General features: G+C 59.8%; 17 protein-coding genes and 3 tRNA genes. 11 read left to right on the plus strand and 9 right to left on the minus strand.

Going from position 1 to position 20,639, the window contains the following annotated elements; genetic code table 11:
• Window positions 1–49: 49 nt before the first annotated feature.
• Entirely contained in the window at window positions 50–2,497 is a 2,448-nt protein-coding gene (locus D109_RS0130405) for an acyl-CoA dehydrogenase (RefSeq protein WP_017480236.1), read from the minus strand.
• Between the two features lie 191 nt (window positions 2,498–2,688).
• Between D109_RS0130405 and D109_RS0130410 the strand changes: the two genes are divergently transcribed.
• The 4 genes from D109_RS0130410 to D109_RS0130425 all read left to right on the plus strand — a co-directional run bounded on the left by D109_RS0130410 (window position 2,689) and on the right by D109_RS0130425 (window position 5,873).
• A complete protein-coding gene (locus D109_RS0130410; protein WP_017480237.1) occupies window positions 2,689–3,348 on the plus strand; it encodes a transglutaminase family protein in 660 nt (219 codons plus the stop codon).
• A gap of 57 nt (window positions 3,349–3,405) precedes the next feature.
• Window positions 3,406–4,029: a glutathione S-transferase family protein gene (locus D109_RS0130415; protein ID WP_017480238.1), complete on the plus strand. Its 624-nt coding sequence runs from the start codon at window positions 3,406–3,408 to the stop codon at window positions 4,027–4,029.
• 135 nt (window positions 4,030–4,164) lie between these two features.
• Entirely contained in the window at window positions 4,165–5,097 is a 933-nt protein-coding gene (locus D109_RS0130420) for an ABC transporter ATP-binding protein (protein ID WP_017480239.1), read from the plus strand.
• Window positions 5,094–5,873: an ABC transporter permease gene (locus tag D109_RS0130425; protein ID WP_003217229.1), complete on the plus strand. Its 780-nt coding sequence runs from the start codon at window positions 5,094–5,096 to the stop codon at window positions 5,871–5,873. The genes D109_RS0130420 and D109_RS0130425 overlap by 4 nt, the downstream gene beginning before the upstream one ends.
• 759 nt (window positions 5,874–6,632) lie before the next feature.
• Here the strand turns inward: D109_RS0130425 and D109_RS0130430 are convergent.
• Both D109_RS0130430 and D109_RS0130435 read right to left on the minus strand, forming a co-directional pair.
• Window positions 6,633–7,574 carry an IS110 family transposase gene (locus D109_RS0130430; protein ID WP_017480240.1) on the minus strand — a complete coding sequence of 314 codons (942 nt, stop codon included), beginning with the start codon at window positions 7,572–7,574 and terminating at the stop codon, window positions 6,633–6,635.
• Window positions 7,575–7,875: 301 nt separating this feature from the next.
• A complete protein-coding gene (locus tag D109_RS0130435; RefSeq protein ID WP_017480241.1) occupies window positions 7,876–8,421 on the minus strand; it encodes a TetR/AcrR family transcriptional regulator in 546 nt (181 codons plus the stop codon).
• A 91-nt stretch (window positions 8,422–8,512) separates the two neighbouring features.
• On the opposite strand from D109_RS0130435, the gene D109_RS0130440 reads away from it, so the two are divergent.
• The 4 genes from D109_RS0130440 (at window position 8,513) to D109_RS0130455 (ending at window position 13,267) form a co-directional block, all read left to right on the plus strand.
• Complete coding sequence (locus D109_RS0130440) at window positions 8,513–9,706, plus strand: MFS transporter (RefSeq protein ID WP_017480242.1); 1,194 nt, start codon at window positions 8,513–8,515, stop codon at window positions 9,704–9,706.
• Between the two features lie 41 nt (window positions 9,707–9,747).
• Window positions 9,748–10,059, plus strand: a complete 312-nt coding sequence (locus D109_RS0130445; protein WP_017480243.1) for a cupin — start codon at window positions 9,748–9,750, stop codon at window positions 10,057–10,059.
• Between the two features lie 106 nt (window positions 10,060–10,165).
• Window positions 10,166–11,323 carry a TDT family transporter gene (locus D109_RS0130450; RefSeq protein WP_017480244.1) on the plus strand — a complete coding sequence of 386 codons (1,158 nt, stop codon included), beginning with the start codon at window positions 10,166–10,168 and terminating at the stop codon, window positions 11,321–11,323.
• A gap of 69 nt (window positions 11,324–11,392) precedes the next feature.
• Entirely contained in the window at window positions 11,393–13,267 is a 1,875-nt protein-coding gene (locus D109_RS0130455; RefSeq protein ID WP_017480245.1) for an MFS transporter, read from the plus strand.
• 121 nt (window positions 13,268–13,388) lie between these two features.
• On the opposite strand, the gene sugE is transcribed toward D109_RS0130455, so the two are convergent.
• The 3 genes from sugE to rdgC form a co-directional block, all read right to left on the minus strand.
• On the minus strand, window positions 13,389–13,703 hold the full coding sequence (sugE, locus tag D109_RS0130460) for a quaternary ammonium compound efflux SMR transporter SugE (protein WP_003190128.1): 315 nt from the start codon (window positions 13,701–13,703) through the stop codon (window positions 13,389–13,391).
• 106 nt (window positions 13,704–13,809) lie between these two features.
• Complete coding sequence (locus D109_RS0130465) at window positions 13,810–14,775, minus strand: bile acid:sodium symporter family protein (protein ID WP_017480246.1); 966 nt, start codon at window positions 14,773–14,775, stop codon at window positions 13,810–13,812.
• 155 nt (window positions 14,776–14,930) lie between these two features.
• On the minus strand, window positions 14,931–15,851 hold the full coding sequence (gene rdgC / locus D109_RS0130470; protein WP_008430455.1) for a recombination-associated protein RdgC: 921 nt from the start codon (window positions 15,849–15,851) through the stop codon (window positions 14,931–14,933).
• A gap of 161 nt (window positions 15,852–16,012) precedes the next feature.
• On the opposite strand from rdgC, the gene D109_RS0130475 reads away from it, so the two are divergent.
• Both D109_RS0130475 and D109_RS0130480 read left to right on the plus strand, forming a co-directional pair.
• Window positions 16,013–16,088 (plus strand) — tRNA-Val (locus tag D109_RS0130475).
• A gap of 19 nt (window positions 16,089–16,107) precedes the next feature.
• Window positions 16,108–16,184: transfer RNA gene (locus D109_RS0130480), tRNA-Asp, on the plus strand.
• A gap of 147 nt (window positions 16,185–16,331) precedes the next feature.
• Here the strand turns inward: D109_RS0130480 and D109_RS0130485 are convergent.
• The 3 genes from D109_RS0130485 to D109_RS0130495 all read right to left on the minus strand — a co-directional run bounded on the left by D109_RS0130485 (window position 16,332) and on the right by D109_RS0130495 (window position 20,339).
• On the minus strand, window positions 16,332–18,755 hold the full coding sequence (locus D109_RS0130485) for a TonB-dependent siderophore receptor (protein ID WP_017480247.1): 2,424 nt from the start codon (window positions 18,753–18,755) through the stop codon (window positions 16,332–16,334).
• Between the two features lie 77 nt (window positions 18,756–18,832).
• The gene (locus D109_RS0130490; RefSeq protein WP_017480248.1) at window positions 18,833–19,813 is read right to left on the minus strand and encodes a FecR family protein; all 981 of its coding nucleotides are present in this window, start codon (window positions 19,811–19,813) and stop codon (window positions 18,833–18,835) included.
• Between the two features lie 7 nt (window positions 19,814–19,820).
• Entirely contained in the window at window positions 19,821–20,339 is a 519-nt protein-coding gene (locus D109_RS0130495; RefSeq protein ID WP_017480249.1) for a sigma-70 family RNA polymerase sigma factor, read from the minus strand.
• A 201-nt stretch (window positions 20,340–20,540) separates the two neighbouring features.
• On the opposite strand from D109_RS0130495, the gene D109_RS0130500 reads away from it, so the two are divergent.
• Window positions 20,541–20,616, plus strand: a tRNA-Val gene (locus tag D109_RS0130500).
• Window positions 20,617–20,639 lie beyond the last annotated feature (23 nt).

Below are 20,639 nucleotides of genomic sequence, written 5' to 3' on the forward strand. Positions count from 1 at the left end.
GGCGCGAGAGTATATAGCTCAAGCGCCCGTTTTTATATGACCGCGGGGATCAGCGGACTTTTCCCTCAGCCTGGGTCAGCTCTTCCTTGCTGAAATCATCCACGTCGATCACCTTGCGTCGCGCTGCTTCGGCGTCACGCAGGGTTTGCGCCTCGGCCGGTTGCAGAACGCCGGCATGCAGCGCGGCGTCGATGGCGTGTTCGCCGGCGGTCGGTTTGACCTGGCCACTCTTGAGACCTTCATGGAGTTTTTTCTGCAACGGATGGCTGTCGGCCAAGAGGTCGTAGGCATGTTGCAGGGCACCCACCGGATCTTCGACGGACTGTGGGCGATAGCAGCCTGCCAGCACCGCTTCCAGGGTCGGGTCACCCTTGGCGCGACCGAGCACTGCGGCCACCTCGGCATCCAGTGCATCGGATGGGCCTTTATGACGGCGGCCGAACGGGAACACGATCACCCGCAACAGACAACCCAGCACCTTGCTCGGGAAGTTGGTCAGCAATTCATCCAGTGCCCGCTCGGAGTGGCCAAGGCTTTCTTCCATGGCCCAGGCGAAGAGCGGTTCCAGGTGGTCTGGCGAATCCAGGTCGTGATAACGCTTGAGCGCTGCCGACGCTAGGTACATATGGCTCAGCACATCACCGAGACGTGCCGACAAGCGTTCGCGACGTTTCAACTCGCCGCCCAGCAGCATCATGCTCAGGTCCGCCAGCATCGCAAACGCAGCAGCCTGACGGTTGAGTGCGCGGAAGTAGCCCTGGCTCAAGCGGTTGCCCGGAGCCTTTTCGAAGTGGCCGAAACCGAGGTTCAGCACCAGGGTGCTGGCGGCGTTGCTCACGGCGAACCCGATGTGTTGCAGCAGCAGGCCGTCGAACTCCTTCAGGGCCTGGTCATGGTCTTCACGGCCGGCCAGGGCCATTTCCTTGAGTACGAACGGATGGCAGCGGATGGCGCCCTGGCCGAAGATCATCAGGTTGCGCGAGAGGATGTTTGCGCCTTCCACGGTGATGAAGATCGGCGCGCCTTGCCAGCTGCGTCCCAGGTAGTTGTTGGGCCCCATGATGATGCCCTTGCCGCCGTGCACGTCCATCGCATGGCTGATGCACTCGCGGCCGCGTTCGGTCAGGTGATACTTGAGGATCGCCGACAGCACCGAGGGTTTTTCTCCCAGGTCGACGGCATTGGCGGTGAGCATTCGCGCGCTGTCCATCAGCCACGCGTTGCCGCCGATGCGGGCCAGGGCTTCCTGGATACCTTCAAAGGCCGCCAACGGCACGTTGAACTGCTCGCGCACCTGGGCGTATTGGCCGGTCACCAGGCTGGTGAACTTGGCCGCGCCGGTGCCGACCGCAGGCAGGGAAATCGAACGGCCCACCGACAGGCAGTTCATCAGCATCATCCAGCCCTTGCCGAGCATCTCCTGGCCACCGATCAGGAAGTCCAGAGGAATGAACACGTCCTTGCCGGAGTTGGGGCCGTTCATGAACGCGGCACCCAGTGGCAGGTGACGGCGGCCGATTTCAACGCCCGGGGTGTCGGTGGGGATCAGCGCGAGGCTGATGCCGAGGTCTTCTTTATCGCCCAGCAGATGGTCCGGGTCGTGGGCCTTGAAGGCCAGGCCAAGCAGGGTCGCCACCGGGCCGAGGGTGATGTAGCGTTTTTCCCAGTTCAGGCGCAGGCCGAGGGTTTCCTTGCCTTCCCATTCACCTTTGCAGATCACCCCGGTGTCGGGCATGGAGCCGGCATCGGAGCCCGCCAGCGGGCCGGTCAGGGCAAAACACGGGATATCGTCGCCACGGGCCAGGCGGGGCAGGTAATGGTTGCGTTGTTCATCGGTGCCGTAGTGCAGCAGCAATTCGGCCGGGCCCAGGGAGTTTGGGACCATGACCGTTGAGGCGAGGTCGCCGCTGCGGGTTGCCAGCTTCATCGCGACCTGGGAGTGGGCGTAGGCGGAGAAGCCTTTGCCACCGAATTCCTTGGGGATGATCAGGGCAAAAAAGCCATGCTGCTTGATGTGTTCCCAGGCGGCGGGCGGCAGGTCCATGGCCTGGCCGATTTCCCAGTCGGTGACCATCGCGCACAGTTCTTCGGTGGGGCCGTCGATGAAGGCTTGTTCTTCTTCGGTCAGTTGCGCCTTGGGATAGGCCAGCAACTTGTCCCAGTCGGGGCGGCCGCTGAACAGCTCGCCGTCCCACCACACGGTACCGGCGTCGATGGCGTCGCGCTCGGTCTCGGACATCGGCGGCAGGACTTTCTGGAACCAGTTGAACAGCGGCGCGGTGAAGTACTTGCGGCGCAGGTCCGGCAGCAGCAGCGGGGCGGCCACCACGGCGATCAGCACCCAGAAGATCAGCAGCAACCAGCCTGGTGCGTGGCTGAAGGCGCCCATCGCCAACAGGTAGACGGCGACCACGCCGATGGCGGGCAGGGGCGCGATGCGCCGGTGCGCCAGGTAGGCAATGCCCACCACCAGAACCAGTATCCACAACAACAGCATATTCAATCCTCCGTGAAACCAGGTGCGAAATCACCTCTGAGCTTAGTCGGCATCCGAAAAAGCGCGGTGACGAGGGTGTTACGTGGTGTGCCGGCAAAGATCAGCACCAAGCGCCGACATTTGGCCGAATCGTCGTTATCCCAGGTGCAGGCCTGTGGTTAGACTCAAGGCTTGCCTCGGAGATTAACCTCATGAATGCGTACTTGAATCCCGGCCGCTTCATCGATAGTGACCACCCTGCGGTGGTGGAGTTCGCCGAAAAACATCGCGGTTCGAGTGCTGCACTCCGTGACCAGGCAGTCAGTCTTTACTACGCGGTGCGCGAGGCGGTGCGCTACAACCCCTACACCTTCAGCCGCGACCCGCAAACCCTCAGCGGCAGCTTCGCCCTGGCGGCCGGCGAGAGTTATTGCGTACCCAAGGCGACGCTATTGGCGGCGTGCGCAAGGCACTGCGGGATTCCGGCACGCATCGGCCTGGCCGACGTGCGCAACCACCTGTCGACGCCCCGTTTGATCGAACTGCTCAGAAGTGACGTATTTGCCATGCACGGCTACACCGAGCTGTATCTGGATGGCCGTTGGGTCAAGGCCACGCCCGCGTTCAACCAGCAACTGTGTGAACTGTTCGACGTGCCACCCCTGGATTTCGACGGCATTCACGACAGTGTTTTCCACGCTTTCAACCGCAAGGGCCAGCGTTCCATGGAGTACGTGGCTGACCATGGGCAATTCGCCGAGGTGCCCGAGGAATTCTTCTTCGCTCACATTCAGAAATGTTACCCGCACCTGTTTGGCGAGCAGATGCCGATTCTTTTGGGCGACATGCAGAGTGATTTAAGCCGGACGTGATCCGGCGTATGCTGCCTCGGCATTCATCCAACCATCTTTTTCAAAATCGGGGCGGTCATGCTGAAAATCTGGGGTCGTAAAAATTCGTCAAACGTCAGGAAAGCACTGTGGTGCGCCGAGGAGCTCGGCCTGGACTATGAGGCAATTGATGCGGGCGGGGCTTTTGGTGTGGTCGACACGCCGCAATACCGCGCGCTGAACCCCAATGGCCGCGTGCCGATGATTGAAGATGGCGACTTTGTGCTGTGGGAATCCAACACCATCGTGCGTTACCTGGCCGCCAAGCATGCGCCGGATTCGAACTGGTACCCAAGCGACCTGCAAGCCCGCGCCAACGCCGAAAAGTGGATGGACTGGACCACCTCGACCCTCGCCGACCCTTTCAGGACTGTGTTCTGGGGCGTACTTCGCACCCCTGCCGAAAAGCAGAACTGGGACACCATCAACGCCGGTCGCCAGGCTTGCATCGACGTATTGCAGACGGTGGATCAGGCCTTGGCGACGCAACCTTTCCTGTCCGGCAGCGAGATCGGCATGGGCGATATCCCCTTGGGCAGCTTCATTTATGCCTGGTTCGAAATGCCCATCGAACGCCCGTCGATGCCGAACCTGGAAGCCTGGTACCAGCGCCTGCGCCAGCGTCCGGCTTATCAGAAATCGGTCATGACCGCGTTGACCTGATACCCACTATTAATACGGGTGACTGTACTTGTGCGGCGCGGACAAGCACCATGCTTGTCACGCGCAGCCGTTGTATTCCGTGCGGTCCGCCCTCATGTAACAATTCTATTCCTCTTCTTTGGTGCGTAATCCGATATGAGTTCCGCTCTGTCCATCCGGCAGTTAACCAAAACCTACGGCAACGGTTTCCAGGCCCTGAGTGGTATCGATCTGGACGTCGCCGAAGGTGATTTCTTCGCCTTGCTCGGCCCTAACGGCGCCGGTAAATCCACCACCATCGGCATTCTCTCCACCCTGGTCAACAAGACCACTGGTACGGTGAACATCTTTGGCCACGACCTGGACAAATCCCCGGCGGCGCTCAAGCGCAGCATCGGCGTGGTGCCCCAGGAGTTCAACTTCAACCAGTTTGAAAAGACCTTCGACATTGTCGTGACCCAGGCCGGCTACTACGGCATCCCGCCGAAGATCGCCAAGGAACGCGCCGAGCAATACCTCACCCAACTGGGGTTGTGGGACAAGCGCGACGTGCCTTCGCGTTCCCTGTCCGGCGGCATGAAGCGCCGCCTGATGATCGCCCGCGCCCTGGTTCACGAACCGCGTCTGCTGATCCTCGACGAACCGACGGCGGGCGTGGACATCGAACTGCGTCGCTCGATGTGGACATTCCTCACCGAGCTGAACCAGAAAGGCATCACCATCATCCTCACCACCCACTACCTGGAAGAGGCTGAGCAGCTGTGCCGCAACATCGGCATCATCGACCACGGCACCATCGTCGAAAACACCAGCATGCGTAACTTGCTGAGCCAGTTGCATGTGGAGACCTTCCTGCTCGACCTGAAAAACGACATGACGGTTGCGCCCCAGTTGATCGGCTACCCGAATCGCCTGGTGGACAGCCACACCCTGGAAGTCCAGGTGGATAAAGCCGTGGGCATCACCGCATTGTTCGGTCAGTTGGCCACCCAGAACATCGAAGTGCTGAGCCTGCGTAACAAAACCAATCGCCTTGAGGAGTTGTTCGTGTCCCTGGTGGAGAAAAATCTGGCGAAGGTGGCGGTATGAGTTCGGAACTGCAACCCAACCTTGTCGCGCTGCAGACCATCGTCTACCGCGAAGTGAAGCGCTTCACCCGGATCTGGCCGCAAACCCTGCTGCCCCCGGCGATCACCATGGTTTTGTACTTCGTGATCTTCGGCAATCTGATCGGTCGGCAGATTGGTGATATGGGTGGTTTCACCTATATGGAGTACATCGTGCCGGGGCTGATCATGATGTCGGTGATCACCAACTCCTACGGCAACGTGGTGTCGAGTTTCTTTGGCAGCAAGTTCCAGCGGTCCATCGAGGAATTGATGGTGTCGCCGGTGTCGCCCCATACGATTCTGATCGGCTACACCCTGGGTGGTGTGCTGCGCGGGTTGATGGTTGGGGTGATCGTGACGCTGCTGTCCTTGTTCTTTACCCATTTGCAGGTGCATCACCTGGGGATCACCTTGCTGGTGGTGGTGCTGACGGCGACGATCTTTTCGTTGCTGGGCTTCATCAACGCGGTGTTTGCGCGCAACTTTGATGATATTTCGATTATTCCGACCTTTGTGCTTACGCCGTTGACGTACCTGGGTGGGGTGTTTTATTCGATCACCTTGCTGCCGCCGTTCTGGCAGACGGTGTCGTTGGCTAACCCGGTTTTGCATATGGTTAACGCGTTTCGCTATGGCATCTTGGGCGTTTCGGATATCAAGATCAGTGTGGCGATCACGTTTATGTTGGTGGCGACGGTGGTGCTGTATGTGGGGTGCGCGCGGTTGCTGGTGAGTGGGCGTGGGATGCGCACCTAAGCGTTTAGATGTAATGAGAAACGGCCTCCAGATGAGGCCGTTTTTTTTGGATTTTTGGGGGGGTACATATCCGTTATTTAGGTAACGGCTACTTATGGTTCCGCTCTTACAGCGGGTCACTTTTGGCAAACGCCCCAAAAGTAACCAAAAGGTCTCTGCCCCACCACTTGGTGCCTCGCCTAGGCTCGGCATGCCCGCACTCCGGCCCGGTTCCGCGGGCCGCCGCGACGGGCCATCCATGGCCCGGCGCGGGTAAATCGGCATCCCTGCCGATTTACCCGCTCCACCGTGCCTACTTGCGGCCATCGTGGTTGACGGGGCCCGAAGATCAAAATCAAAAGCAGATCAAAAGCAGAGCACAGCGGCCTACCGGCCGGCTTGAGTGTTAGAAGCCAGATCAAAAGCCAGAGCCAGAGCGAAAGCAGCTCTGCTTTTCTGTGGGAGCTGGCTTGCCTGCGATGCAGACACCTCGGTGCATCAGGTACACCCAGTTGATGCCATCGCAGGCAAGCCAGCTCCCACATTTGACCGTGCCCGCTTTAGCTTTTGATTTTGCTCTTCAACACTCAAGCCGGCCGGTAGGCCGCTGTGCTCTTGCTTTTGATCTTGATCTTAGGCGCCCCGTTAAACCACGCTGGCCGAACGCAGGCTTTGGAGCGTGGGTAACCCGGCAGGACGCCGGGTTAGCCGCGCTGGGCCAAGGATGGCCCATCGCGGCGGCCCACGGTCCAAAGCCGGAGTGAGCAACCGTGTCGAATCTCAAGCCATTTCAGCGAAATGTTTTTGATCTCGGACCATCGCATTCAGGATCGTCAGCAGCTTTCTCATGCATGCAACCAGCGCCACTTTCTTCGTCTTCCCTGCAGCAAGCAGACGGTTGTAGAACCTCTCGATCACCGGGTTATGGCTCTTCGAGGACAAGACAGCCATGTAAAGCACACTTCGCACCTCAGTTCGACCACCCCATATCCGTCTACGTCCTTTGTACAGGCCGCTATCGCAGTTAAAAGGGGCCACACCAACCAATGCAGCCACTTGTTTGCGATTCACTTTGCCTAGCTCAGGAACCATCGCCAGCAGCGAAAGTGCGAGCACATTGCCAACACCTGAGACCTCGCGCAGCAAATCATAATTGGCCTTCCAGGCCGGCGAAGCTTTGATCGCTTCGTGCAAGTCATCGTCTGTACTTTTAAGACGCTTTTGAAGCCAGACGATATGTGCCTTGATATCCCGTCGAAGCGCCTTGAATACCGCCTGTTTCAGTCGAGACTCCTCCGCCACGATCATATCGATAAGCTGACGGCGTCTAGTTAGTAGATCTGCCAGTTCACGAGCGTGTTCATCTGGCATCTCCCGAATTTCGGGTTTGACCGCCTGAGCAAACTCCGCAATCACCTGGGCATCCAGAGCGTCGGTTTTAGCCAGCCGTCCGGTAGCCTTAGCGAAATCACGGACCTGACGGGGATTGACAACAACGACTGGTAATCCAGCAGCGCAAAGCTCGGCAGCGGCAAGCCGCTCATATCCGCCAGTTGCTTCCAGCACCACTAAAGCGGGCATCTGAGCCTTGAGATGCTTAGCTAAACGCTGGATATCTTCTGGAGTATTGAAAAACTGCTCGACTTGGCCAGTAGTGCTGACGAATGAGTCGAGCTTGTTTTTGGAAACATCAATTCCGACGAACGCAGAGTCATGGTCCATGGCGTTTTCCTCACGTCCAACCTTGCAGAATCGGGCTTTACGCCCAGGCAACCGTTCGGACTAGTTTAGAAAAGAACCTGCTTCGACCCATGCTCACTCACGATCTTGAAATCTGAGGGCACCACGGTCTGAAGCAGGTGAAAATAATCTTACAAGCAACCGAGCCTAGGCGAGGTGCCGAGTGGTGGGGCAAGAGCGTTTTGCTTACTTTTGCGCTTTTCAAAAGTGAGCCGCTGTAAGAGCGGAACCATAGGCGGCCGTTACCGCAGCAACGGATATACACCCAAACCCAAAAACCACCTCACCCCCCCAACGCCAACTCAATCAACTCATGCAGCTCTTCAACCTCCAACGGCGCAGTAGAAAACAAACTGCGAAACACGGTGGGCGCGACGATCAGGTTGATCAGCCGATCCACGCTGGGGGCAGTTTCAGCATCGCCCGGATAGCGATCCAGGATCGCCTCCAACTGCCCGGTAAGAATCCCCACGCAATACCCCGGCGCCTGACTGCATTGCACATCGCGCATCATCTCCCGGCCAAGATCCGAACTCATCTCATCGCGATACTGCTCACCCCAAGCCCGCAAGTCTCCGCGCAGGCTGCCAGTGTTAGCCGGCTCACTATCCGGACGCAGACGAGCCATGGCGACATCAGCCAGCAGCGCAGCAAGGTCACCCCAACGGCGGTAGATAGTCGAAGGCGTAACCCCGGCGCGCGTCGCTATCTGCGGCACGGTCACGCTGGAGCGGTCCTGCTCTTCGAGCAATTCACGCACCGCCGAATGCACTGATTCCTGAACCCGGGCACTACGGCCCCCCGGGCGGAGGCCTTCTTTTATCGCCATGCGTAAAACCTTAACACAAAGAATTTGCTTTAAGCGCCATCCAGTAGCACACTCCGCAAAAGCAAAATATTAGCTTTAGCGGAGCGTGCCCATGTCCAGCGTTACTTCCCATCGTTCCAGCCTGGTGTTCCTCGCGATCACCTTGCTCACGTTCCTCGCCGCCTCCAGCGCGCCGACGCCGTTGTACCACCTCTATCAGGAAGGCCTGCATTTTTCGGCAGCAATGCTGACCCTGGTATTCGGCATCTACGCCTTGAGCCTGCTGGCTGCCCTGCTGACCGTGGGTTCTCTGTCGGACCATCTGGGACGCAAGCCGGTGATTTTTGCCGCGCTGCTCCTCGATATGCTGGCGATGCTGCTGTTTATCAATGCCGACAGCGTCGGCTGGCTGATTGCCGCCCGCACGGTACAAGGCTTTGCCACCGGCATGGCCACCGCCGTGTTGGGCGCCGCGCTGCTCGACACTGACCGCCAGCAAGGTCCGTTGATCAACAGCGTAGCGCCTTTGTTGGGCATGGCCTGTGGCGCCATGGGTTGCAGCCTGCTGGTGGAGTTCGCGCCGATGCCGACCACGTTGATTTACTGGACCCTGCTCGTGTTGATGATCCTCCAGGCGTTGTACGTCTGGCGCCTGCCGGAAACAGTCAGCCGGATGCCTGGCGCGCTGGCCTCGCTGTGGCCTACCTTGCATGTGCCACCCCAGGCGCGTCGTGCGTTGTGGATCTCATTGCCGGTGGATGTAGCGGTGTGGGCCATGGGTGGCTTTTACCTGTCCCTGGCGCCCTCGCTGGTGCGGGCGGCGACCGGGTCCACCTCGAACCTGATCGGCGGCGGGCTGGTCGCGGTGTTGACGTTGAGCGGGGCAGTGATGATTTTCAGCCTGCGCAATCGCCCCGCAGACAAGGTCCTGCGGTTGGGCGCTGTGCTGCTGGCGGTGGGGGTCGCGCTGATCCTGACGGCCGTCCACAGCGCCAGCCTGCCGTTGTTCTTCATGGCCACGCTGATCGCCGGCGCAGGCTTTGGTTCGGGATTCCTCGGCGCACTGCGCAGCGTCTTGCCGTTGGCGTTGCCCCATGAGCGGGCAGGCTTGATGTCGGCGTTCTATGTGCTGAGTTACCTGGCGTTCTGCGTGCCGTCGTTGTTGGCGGGCAACTTGACGCGCACCTTCGGTTTGATCGCCACCACCGACGGTTATGGCGTGGTGCTGATTGTATTGGCGCTCGGCGCGCTGGTGGCGTTGCTATTGCAGGATTTGGCGCGGAGCGGGGCGACGGCGGGTAATTGATTCGGTAATAATTCGCCACCCGTACGCCTTGGGATTCACACATGAAGATCATCCGCAGCAAGGACTTCACCGGCAGCCGCGCCTGGGAGGCGCTGGACATCGCCAACATGAACGGCATCACCACCCGGTTGCACTGGACCGACCAGCCGTATCGCTGGCACGTGAATGACGGGGAAGAGGTGTTCGTGGTGCTCGACGGCCAGGTGCAGATGCACTATCGCGAGAACGGCACCGAGCAGATCGTCTTGCTGCACGTCGGTGACATCTTCTACGCCAGCGTCGGCACCGAGCATGTGGCCCATCCACAGGGGGCCGCGCGGATTCTGGTGATTGAATCCGAAGGCAGCGTTTAATCGTATATCTACGAAACAGATAACAGTTAGAGATATTACCCGTTATATAGATATTCGATTCGGTTCTACCATGGTCTCAACCTCATGCGAGGAAGAGGAATACACCATGACTTGCCCGAATACGCTTCACAGCAGCAGCTTGAAACCCTTCAGTCACCTGGCCCGTCCCCGGGAAGTGATTCGCCAGTTCACCCCCAACTGGTTTGCCGCCACCATGGGCACCGGGGTGCTGGCGTTGGCGCTGGCGCAATTGCCGGTCAACCTGCCGGGGCTGCACGCCGTGGCCGAGGGGCTGTGGCTGTTTACCATCGGCCTGTTTGTGTTGTTCAGCGTGCTGTACGCAGCGCGCTGGGTGATGTTTTTCCACGAGGCGCGGCGTATTTTTGGGCACTCCACGGTGTCGATGTTCTTCGGCACCATTCCCATGGGCCTGGCGACCATTATTAACGGCTTCCTGGTGTTCGGCCTGCCGCGCTGGGGTGATGGCGTGGTGCAACTGGCCGAAGTGCTGTGGTGGCTGGACGTGGCGATGGCCCTGGCCTGCGGGGTGTTGATCCCGTTCATGATGTTCACCCGCCAGGAACACAGTATCGACCAGATGACCGCCGTGTGGCTGTTGCCGGTGGTGGCCGCTGAAGTCGCCGCCGCCAGCGGTGGCCTGCTGGCGCCGCACCTTGCCGATGCCCATTCGCAACTGGTGATGCTGGTGACCAGCTACGTGCTGTGGGCGTTTTCCCTGCCGGTGGCGTTCAGCATCCTGACCATACTGATGCTGCGCATGGCCCTGCATAAACTGCCCCACGCCAATATGGCCGCGTCGAGCTGGCTGGCCCTCGGCCCTATCGGTACTGGCGCCCTGGGCATGTTGGTGTTGGGCGGTGATGCTCCAGCGATCTTTGCAGCAAATGGCTTGCCCGGTGTTGGCGAGATGGCCAACGGCATCGGTCTGGTGGCGGGGATCACCCTTTGGGGCTTTGGCTTATGGTGGATGTTGATCGCAGTGCTGATCACCGTGCGTTACCTGCGGGCCGGCATTCCGTTCAACCTTGGCTGGTGGGGCTTCACCTTCCCATTGGGCGTGTACTCGCTGGCCACGCTGAAACTGGCGAGCACCTTGCACCTTGGCTTTTTCAGTATCGTCGGCAGTGTGCTGGTGGCGGCGCTGGCGTTGATGTGGCTGATCGTTGCCAAGCGCACGGTGCAAGGTGCCTATAAAGGTGAGCTTTTTGTTTCGCCGTGCATTGCAGGACTAGCGAATAAGTAAGCGGGATTAGGTAAAGTCGTGGCCTGGAAAAACCAATAACAGTCTTCAGGCCACGCAGGAACACGGACGATGAGCCACCCCTCGCAATTCACTTTGCTGCGCAAACGGCGCTTCCTGCCGTTCTTCATTACCCAGTCCCTTGGGGCGTTCAACGACAATATCTTCAAGCAGTCGTTGATCCTGGCGATTCTCTACAAGCTGACCATCGAGGGCGACCGCTCCATCTGGGTCAACCTCTGTGCCTTGCTGTTTATCCTGCCGTTCTTCCTGTTCTCGGCCCTGGCCGGGCAATTCGGCGAGAAGTTCAACAAGGACGCGCTGATCCGAGTGATCAAGATCGGCGAGATCGTGATCATGTCGGTGGGCGCGGTGGGCTTCATGTTCAACCACCTGGAGCTGATGCTGCTGGCGCTGTTCGCCATGGGCACGCACTCGGCGCTGTTCGGGCCGGTGAAGTACTCGATCATGCCCCAGGCCCTGCACGAAGATGAGCTGGTGGGCGGCAACGGCCTGGTGGAGATGGGCACGTTCCTCGCCATTCTGGCTGGCACCATCGGCGCCGGGATCATGATGTCCTCCACCCATTACGCGCCGGTGGTTTCCACGGCCATCGTCGGCATCGCGGTGCTGGGTTACCTGGCCAGCCGCAGCATTCCCCGCGCGGCAGCTTCCAGCCCCGAGATGCGCCTGAACTGGAACATCTTCAGCCAGTCCTGGGCCACCTTGAAGCTGGGCCTGGGGCAGACGCCGGCGGTGTCGCGCTCGATAGTCGGCAACTCGTGGTTCTGGTTTGTCGGCGCGATCTACCTGACGCAAATCCCGGCCTACGCCAAGGAGTGGATGTACGGCGACGAGACTGTGGTCACGCTGATCCTCACCGTGTTTTCGGTGGGCATCGCGCTCGGCTCGATGCTGTGTGAGAAGCTTTCGGGACGTAAGGTCGAGATCGGTCTGGTGCCGTTCGGCTCCTTCGGTTTGACCGTGTTCGGTCTGCTGCTGTGGTGGCATTCCGGCGGGTTTGCGCAGAATGTCCAGGCCAACGACTGGATCGCGGTGCTGAGCTACGGCCAGGCGTGGTGGGTGTTGTTCGATATCCTCGGCCTCGGCGTATTTGGCGGTTTCTATATCGTGCCGCTGTACGCACTGATCCAGTCGCGTACCGCCGAGAACGAGCGGGCGCGGGTGATCGCGGCCAACAACATCCTCAACGCGCTGTTCATGGTGGTCTCGGCAATTGTGTCGATCGTCTTGCTGAGCGTGGCCAAGCTGTCGATCCCCGAGTTGTTCCTGGTGGTGTCGCTGCTGAACATCGCGGTCAACGCCTACATCTTCAAGATCGTGCCCGAGTTCACCATGCGTTTCATGATCTGGCTGCTCAGCCATTCCATGTACCGGGTCGAGCATAAAAACCTCGAGCTGATCCCGGACGAGGGCGCGGCATTGCTGGTGTGCAATCACGTGTCGTTTGTCGATGCGCTGTTGATTGCCGGTTCGGTGCGTCGGCCGATTCGCTTTGTCATGTACTACAAGATCTACAACTTGCCGGTGCTGAACTTTATCTTCCGCACTGCCGGGGCGATTCCGATTGCCGGGCGGCATGAGGACATCCAGATCTACGAAAAGGCGTTCCAGCGCATCGCCCACTACCTGAAGGACGGTGAACTGGTGTGCATCTTTCCGGAAGGCAAATTGACCTCCGATGGCGAGATGAACGAGTTCCGCGGAGGGGTGACGCGAATTCTCGAAGAGACACCGGTGCCGGTGATTCCGATGGCGTTGCAGGGGCTTTGGGGGAGTTTCTTCAGTCGCGATCCGAACAAGGGCTTCTTTCACCGGATCTGGTCGCGGGTGACCTTGGTGGCCGGCGCGCCGGTGACGGTAGAGGCGGCGACGCCCGAGGCCTTGCATGGGGTGGTGGGGGAATTGCGCGGGAGTGTCAGGTAGTTGATCGTTCCCACGCTCTGCGTGGGAATGCCGCCGAGGACGCGCTGCGTCCGCTTTTAGAGTCGTGAAGCGGAGCGTCACAGGATGCGTTCCCACGCAGAGCGTGGGAACGATCTGGTGCCTAAGCGCTGATCTTGAGTCCAATGAGCCCACAGATAATCAACGCCACACTGGCCAGGCGAAACAACGCCATGGACTCCCCGAACAGGATAATCCCGGCAATCACCGTGCCCACCGCACCGACTCCGGTCCAGATGGCATAGGCGGTGCCCAGCGGCAGTTCCTTCATGGCCAGCCCCAACAGGCCGAGGCTGACGGCCATGGCGGCAATCGTCAGGGCCGTGGGCAGTGGCTTGCTGAAACCGTCGGTGTACTTCAGCCCGACGGCCCAGCCGACTTCAAACAGTCCGGCAAAAAACAGAATGATCCAGGACATGATGACCTCCCTTCTTAGGTGGGGTCGTCCCCTGATTTGATCGCGCGATAGCGTCGCGAGGTCGTCCCCGCGAAGCCCGCTAGAGTGCCGAATATTGATCAGGTGATCAAGTTTCTGACTTGCTCGCCAACAGTTCGCGATCTTCCTTTTCGCTCATCCGCCGGAAGTACGTCGCCAACAACGCCCCGGAAATATTGTGCCAGACGCTGAACAGCGCACTCGGCACAGCCGCCAGTGGCGAGAAGTGCGCACTCGCCAAGGCAGCGCCCAAGCCGGAGTTCTGCATGCCCACTTCCAGCGCCAGGGATTTGCGTTGCGCCAGTGGCAGGCCGAACACGCGGCCGGTGAAGTAACCCAGCAGGAAACCAAAGGTGTTATGCAGGATCACCACCGCCATGATCAGCAGGCCCGACTCGGCAATCTTCGCCTGGCTGGCCGCCACCACGGCGGCGACGATCGCCACGATGCTGACCACCGACACCAGCGGCAACACCTCCACCGCGTGCCGTACCCGGGCGCCGAGCAACCGCTGCGCCACCACACCGAGCACGATCGGCAGCAGCACCACTTGCAGGATCGACCAGAACAACTCCATGAACGACACCGGCAACCAGGCCGAGGCCAGCAGCCAGATCAGTGCGGGCGTCAGCAGCGGGGCGAGGAGGGTGGTGACGGCGGCGATGGCCACCGACAGCGCCAGGTCGCCCCGGGCCAGCCAGGTCATGACGTTGGAGGACGTACCGCTCGGGCAGCAGCCGACGAGGATTACGCCGACGGCAATTTCCGGCGGCAGGTGAAAGACCTGGCACAGCAGCCAGGCCACGCCGGGCATGATCACGAAGTGCGCGACCACACCCAATGCCACGCGCCACGGGTGGCGCGCGACTTCAGCGAAATCTTCAAGTTTGAGGGTCAGCCCCATGCCGAACATCACCAGGCCCAACAGCGGCACGATGGCGCCTTTCAGACCGATAAACCAGGCCGGTTGCAGGAACGCAACCACGGCAAAAATCAGCACCCAGTAGGCGAAGGTATTGCCGACGAAACGGCTCAAGGCGGCGAGTGCGCGCATGGGGTTGGTCCTTGTTATTCGATTTTGGAAGTGCGCATGCGATCAAATGTGGGAGCGGGCTTGCTCGCGAATGCGGTGTGTCAGCCAGGAAGATATCAACTGAAACGACGCTTTCGCGAGCAAGCCCGCTCCCACATTTTGATCTTCACAAGGCTTTAGATGCCTTGTGGGGTTTCTTCGCCACCCAGTGCTTCCACCAATGCCGGCAGGAAGTCGCCAAACGTCAGCATCATCAGGGTAAAGCTGGCGTCCTGCTGGCCCAGCGCTTCGTCGCCGCCGTCCTGTTCAGCCTGATCCTGCAGCAGGTCTTCGAACTTCAGGCGCTTGACGGTCATCTTGTCGTCCAGCATGAAGGACAGCTTGTCCTGCCAGGCCAGGGACAGTTGGGTCACGACTTTGCCCGTGGTCAGGTGCAGCTGGATCTCTTCGCCGGTCAGGTCCTGGCGCTTGCAGCGCACGATGCCGCCGTCTTCGTGGGTGTCGCGCAGTTCGCATTCGTCGAGGACGAAGAAGTCATCGGCCGGTTTCTGGGTGGTGACCCAGTCGGTCATGATGGCGGTTGGCGCGGTTTTCACGGTCAGCGGACGTACCGGCAGGGTGCCGATCACTTCACGCAGGGTGGACAGCAGGTCTTCGGCACGTTTCGGGCTGGCGGAGTTCACCAGGATCAGGCCCTGTTTCGGCGCGATCGCGGCGAAGGTCGACGAGCGACGGATAAACGCGCGCGGCAGGAAGGCCTGGATGATTTCATCCTTGATCTGGTCGCGTTCCTTTTTGTAGACCTTGCGCATTTGCTCGGCTTCGATCTCTTCGACCTTTTCCTTCACCGCATCACGCACCACGCTGCCCGGCAGGATACGTTCTTCCTTGCGCGCAGCGATCAGCAGGAAATCACCGCTGACGTGTACCAGTGGCGCGTCTTCGCCTTTACCGAAAGGGGCGACGAAACCGTAAGTGGTCAACTCCTGGCTTGCACAAGGGCGCGCCAGTTTGGTGGCCAGTGCAGTTTCCAACGCCTCGGCATCAACAGGCAGATCTTGGGTCAGGCGATAGATAAGCAGGTTTTTGAACCACATGGGGTGAGTCTCTCCTTATATACAAAGGGGGGCATTATTCTCCTCATGGCGTCATAGGCCAACCCTCGCTAAGCCATTGGAAGGCCTGAAAAAAATTATTTAAGAAAGTGCTTGCCAGACCATGGGTCGCTCCGTAGAATGCGCGCCACACCGAAAGTGAAGGGTGATTAGCTCAGCTGGGAGAGCGTCTGCCTTACAAGCAGAATGTCGGCGGTTCGATCCCGTCATCACCCACCATTCGCTTTATGTGTTACGCGCAGCGGTAGTTCAGTCGGTTAGAATACCGGCCTGTCACGCCGGGGGTCGCGGGTTCGAGTCCCGTCCGCTGCGCCATATTCGGTCACCTGGAACGCTGAACGCCAGGTACCACGGAAAGCCCGCTCATTGAGCGGGCTTTTTGCTGTCTGGGATTTGCTAAAACCACCAGTCAGGAAAACGCCCCCGATCATGTGCCGTGATCGGGGGCGTTTTTTATGGGGTTCAGAAATCCCAGCGGGTGGTGACCATGAAGTTACGTGGCTCGCCATAAGCGGCGGAGTTATAGAAGCCGATGTTGGTGTAGTAGGACTTGTCGAAGATGTTGTTGACGTTCAGTGTCGCCGACACGTTCTTGGTGATCTGGTAGCGGGTCATCAGGTCCACCAGCCAGTACGCCTCCTGGGAGAATTCTTCATAACCGCCATGGGGGTTGTTGTAGATGTCCTGCCAACCCACGCTTTGCCAGCGCACGCCACCGCCGACGGTCAGCTTGTCCAGGTCGCCTTTGAGCTTATAAGTGGTGTACAGCTTGACCTGGTCTTCAGGCTCAAACGTTGAAATCTTCTGGTCCTGGTCGTCACGCACCACCTTGTGGGTGTAGCCGGCCTGAATCTGCCAGCCCGGGCTCAGCTCGCCGGACACTTCCAGCTCATAGCCCTTGGTGACGGCCTTGGTGCCTTTGTAGGCGTAGTTCTGTGGTGTCGGTTTCAGGTTGTTGTAGTCATCGTCGGAAACGGCGCGGTTGTTTTCATGGACCTCGAAATACGCCGCGCTGGCGTTCAGGCGCCCGTTGAAGAAGTCCGCCTTCAGCCCCAGCTCGTAGTTCTGGCCCTCGTCTGGCTCAAGCAACTGGTTTTGCCGGTCGCGGTTGTAGTTCTCCTGGGGCATGAAGATATCGGTGTAGCTGGCATAGACCGAGTAGGTGTCATTCAGGTCGTAGACCACGCCGACGTACGGTACGAAGCGTCCGGTCTCGCGGTAGGACGGGTTGTTGCCGGTCAGGTGGTAATTGACCACGCGGCCACCGAGCAACAGCTTCAGGTCATCGGCCAGGTTCAGGCGTGTCGTCATATAGGCGCCGGTCTGGCGAATGGTGTCGTCGGTATATTGCTGCGGCGCGCCCCAATCGGGTTGGGTGGCGTGGCCATGCCAGTTATTGAAGTCCACCATGTTGGGGGTGAGGTTCCAGTAACCCTTGCCGTTCCAGTCCGAAATGCCGATGGAACCGCCCACCACCAGTTCATGCTCGCGGCCGCCCAGGCTGAACGGGCCGCTGGCATACAGGTCGGCGGAATCGCTGACGGTTTCCCCGGTGTATTTGCCCGAGGTGATTTTGGCGGTGCCATCTGCCCGTGGCTCATCGCCCTGGATCGAGCCCATCAGCGCGTGGTAGCCGTTGATCTTGTGGTCCAGTTGCAACTTGGTGACCCAGCCATTACCCAGGTCATGCTCGAGCATGGCGAAGGCGGTGCGGGTGTATTGCTCCCAACTGCTCCAGTTCGCGGCGTTGTTGAAGGAGCGCTTTACGCTGTTGCGGTCGCCATTGGCGTTGATCAGCGGGAAGCTGCCGGACCAGCTCGAGGCGGTGGGCAGGCTGTCCTGATAGTCGCCGCCCACGGTCAGCATCGTGTCGGGGGACAGGTCGAATTCCATGATGCCGTAGTACACCGGGCTTTTGCGCGAGTAACGGTCCATGAACGAGCGCTTGTCCTGATACGCCGCCACGGCCCGGCCACGCACGTTGCCGCTTTCGGTCATCGGGCCGCTGACATCCAGCTCGCTGCGGTAGTTATCCCAGGAGCCCGCGCCGAGGCTGGCATGGCCCTGGAAATCAGCCGTAGGTTTCTTGCGCACCAGGTTGATCGTGGCACCCAGCGAACCGGCACCGGTCAGCAGGCCCGTGGCGCCTTTAAGCACTTCGACCCGATCATAGATCGCCATGTCGCTCAGGGTATTGCCCGCCGAATAGGCGACGTTGCGCGCGGTGGAAGGAATGCCGTCGTACTGGAAGTTGTTGATGGAGAAACCGCGGGCATAGTAGTTGGTGCGATCAGTGTCGAAGGCCGACACGGTAATGCCCGGGGTGTGGCGCATCACGTCATCGACGTTGTTCAGGCCGAAGTCATCCATGTGCTTGCGGGTGACGACGGTCACCGATTGCGGGGTTTCCTTGGGGGTCAACACTAGCCGCGTCGCAGTGGCGATGCTGCCGGGAGTGTAGGAGTCAGTGCCTTCAGTGACGTTGCCCAACTGGTTGGTGCTTACCTGGGTCGGGCCCAGCTCCATAGCGTCGGTGGCTGCGGGGTTGGCTTCCAGCGCGTACACCTGGTCACCTTTGATCACGCGGTAGCCGCTGCCCTGTAACAGCCTGTCGAACCCTGCGTCCACGCTATAAGTGCCTTTCAGCCCTGGCCCATTCAGCCCTTGGAGGTTCTGGGACTGGAACACAATGGCCACGCCCGCTTGCTGGGCAAACTGGTTAAGTGTGGCGCCCAGCGGCCCTGCGGGTATGTCGTAGGCTTGGGCCGCGACGTTTACCGTGTCGGCCTGTGCCACGTGGATATTCAACAACGTCGTCGCGAGCAGTGTGAGGGTCAGCGGCGCGCTGCTCAGCAGGCGTCTGCGGGGTTTGGAAGGGAGCGGCATGACGATGGCAGTCCTTTAGTTATCGATATACCTTCCTTGACGGGTAGCTTTAAACAAAGCGGAAACAATTTGGATAATTATTTTTTGTTCTCGGTATCCGGGCTGACGATCATCAGCCACGGCGTAAAGGTTTTCAGCGTGATCGGCAGGGTTTGAGCCAGCATCTGCAAGGTGCGGTCGGTGTCATCCAGGGGAAGTACCGCCGAGACCTTGAGACTGGCCAGTGCAGCTCGATCGAACTGCAAGCGGCCCGAACGGTGTCGGGCGATCTCATCCAGCACTTCCGGTAGCGGCCGGTTATCCACCACCAGTTGATGGCGGCGCCAGGCTCCATTGATGCTCGCCGTATCGATGCTGCCGGAGAGGCGCACGGCATCCTTGTTGAGTCGCGCCTGCGAGCCTGCGTCCACTTCCAGCGTTTGCTGCCCGTTCGCGCTTTGGGCGGCAACGCGGGATTCGAGCATGCTCAGCACAGTGACGTCACCCTCGCGCCTGACCACAAACCGCGTACCCAACGCACGCAGGGTGCCCTGGGCCGTCTGCACCACAAACGGACGGTCGCCATCGTGGGCCACTTCCACCAGGATCTCACCTTGCAGCAATTCGATGCGCCGCTGCCGGCTGTCGAAATGCAGGTTCGCCGCACTGATGCCGTTCAAGGTCAGCGTGGAGCCGTCCGCCAGGCGCAGGGTTTTCCATTCGCCGGGGCCGTTGTGCACATCGGCCATCCACTGTTGCGGGTAAGGGCTGTAGAGCAGCGCCGCGGCGGGAAGGGCCAGGCAGCAGGCCAATACCAACGCGCGGACGTAATTTTTGCGAGCTTTCCCCTGCCGAGGAAAGGCCGCACTCAAGGCCGCCCGCGCCGGTGCTTTTTGCCCGCGCAGGGCCTGCATCCGCGCAATCACGTCTTCCATGCGCGCCGCTGAGGCTGCGTGCTGCGGTCCTTGCAGCTTCCAGCGCTCGAACGCCTGGCGCTGGGCCTCGCTCAATTCGCCTTCGTGCAGGCGAATCATCCATTCGGCGGCCTGTTCGTCGATCTGTTGGCGGGCGTCGGGCATGGGCGGTTCAGATATCCACGCTGTGGCTGCAATGCAGCAGGGCCTGGATCAAATACTTGCGTACTGTACGTTCCGACAATTTCAGCTGACGGGCGATTTGCTGCTGGGTCAGGTCTTCGAGGTAATACAGCACAAACGCCTGACGCACGTTGTCGTGCATGCCTTCAAGAATGAAAGCGATGTGCTCAAGGGCTTCCAGGGTGGTGTGGATCTGTTCCGGCGACTGGAAACCCTCCAGGGTTTCCACCGTCAGCATCAATTCCTGAAGATAGGCGTGCTCAATCTGCTTGCGCCGGGCCTGGTCGATGATCAGCCGCCTGGCGGTGGTGCTCAAATAGGCGCGGGGCTCGCGGATGCCGGTCACCGACTCCCGTGCGTGCAGAATCCGTGCAAAGGTGTCCTGCGCCACGTCGGCAGCATTGTGGGTACAGCCCAGTTTTCGGCGCAACCAAGTGAACAGCCAGCCATGATGCGCGCTGTACAGCTCGGTAATCTCCCGTTGGAACGGCGGTTCACCCACAGACATAAGGCGCGACTCAGGTGTTATTGAGAATAATTGTTAATTGTGGGGCCAAGGCTTGTGCAAACGCAATAGACTCGCGTTTGCGCCCAAAACGCCGGTTTTGCGGGGTTCGCAGGGTCGAAGGCAAAATATTTTGAATAAATTGCATTTAAATCATGACATTACGAAAAATTGCTATAGAATGCGCCCCACACCGAAAGTGAAGGGTGATTAGCTCAGCTGGGAGAGCGTCTGCCTTACAAGCAGAATGTCGGCGGTTCGATCCCGTCATCACCCACCATTCGCTTTATGTGTTACGCGCAG

It is taken from the genome of Pseudomonas sp. PAMC 26793 (assembly GCF_000313235.1).
In the GTDB taxonomy this organism is placed as follows: Bacteria; Pseudomonadota; Gammaproteobacteria; order Pseudomonadales; family Pseudomonadaceae; genus Aquipseudomonas; species Aquipseudomonas yamanorum.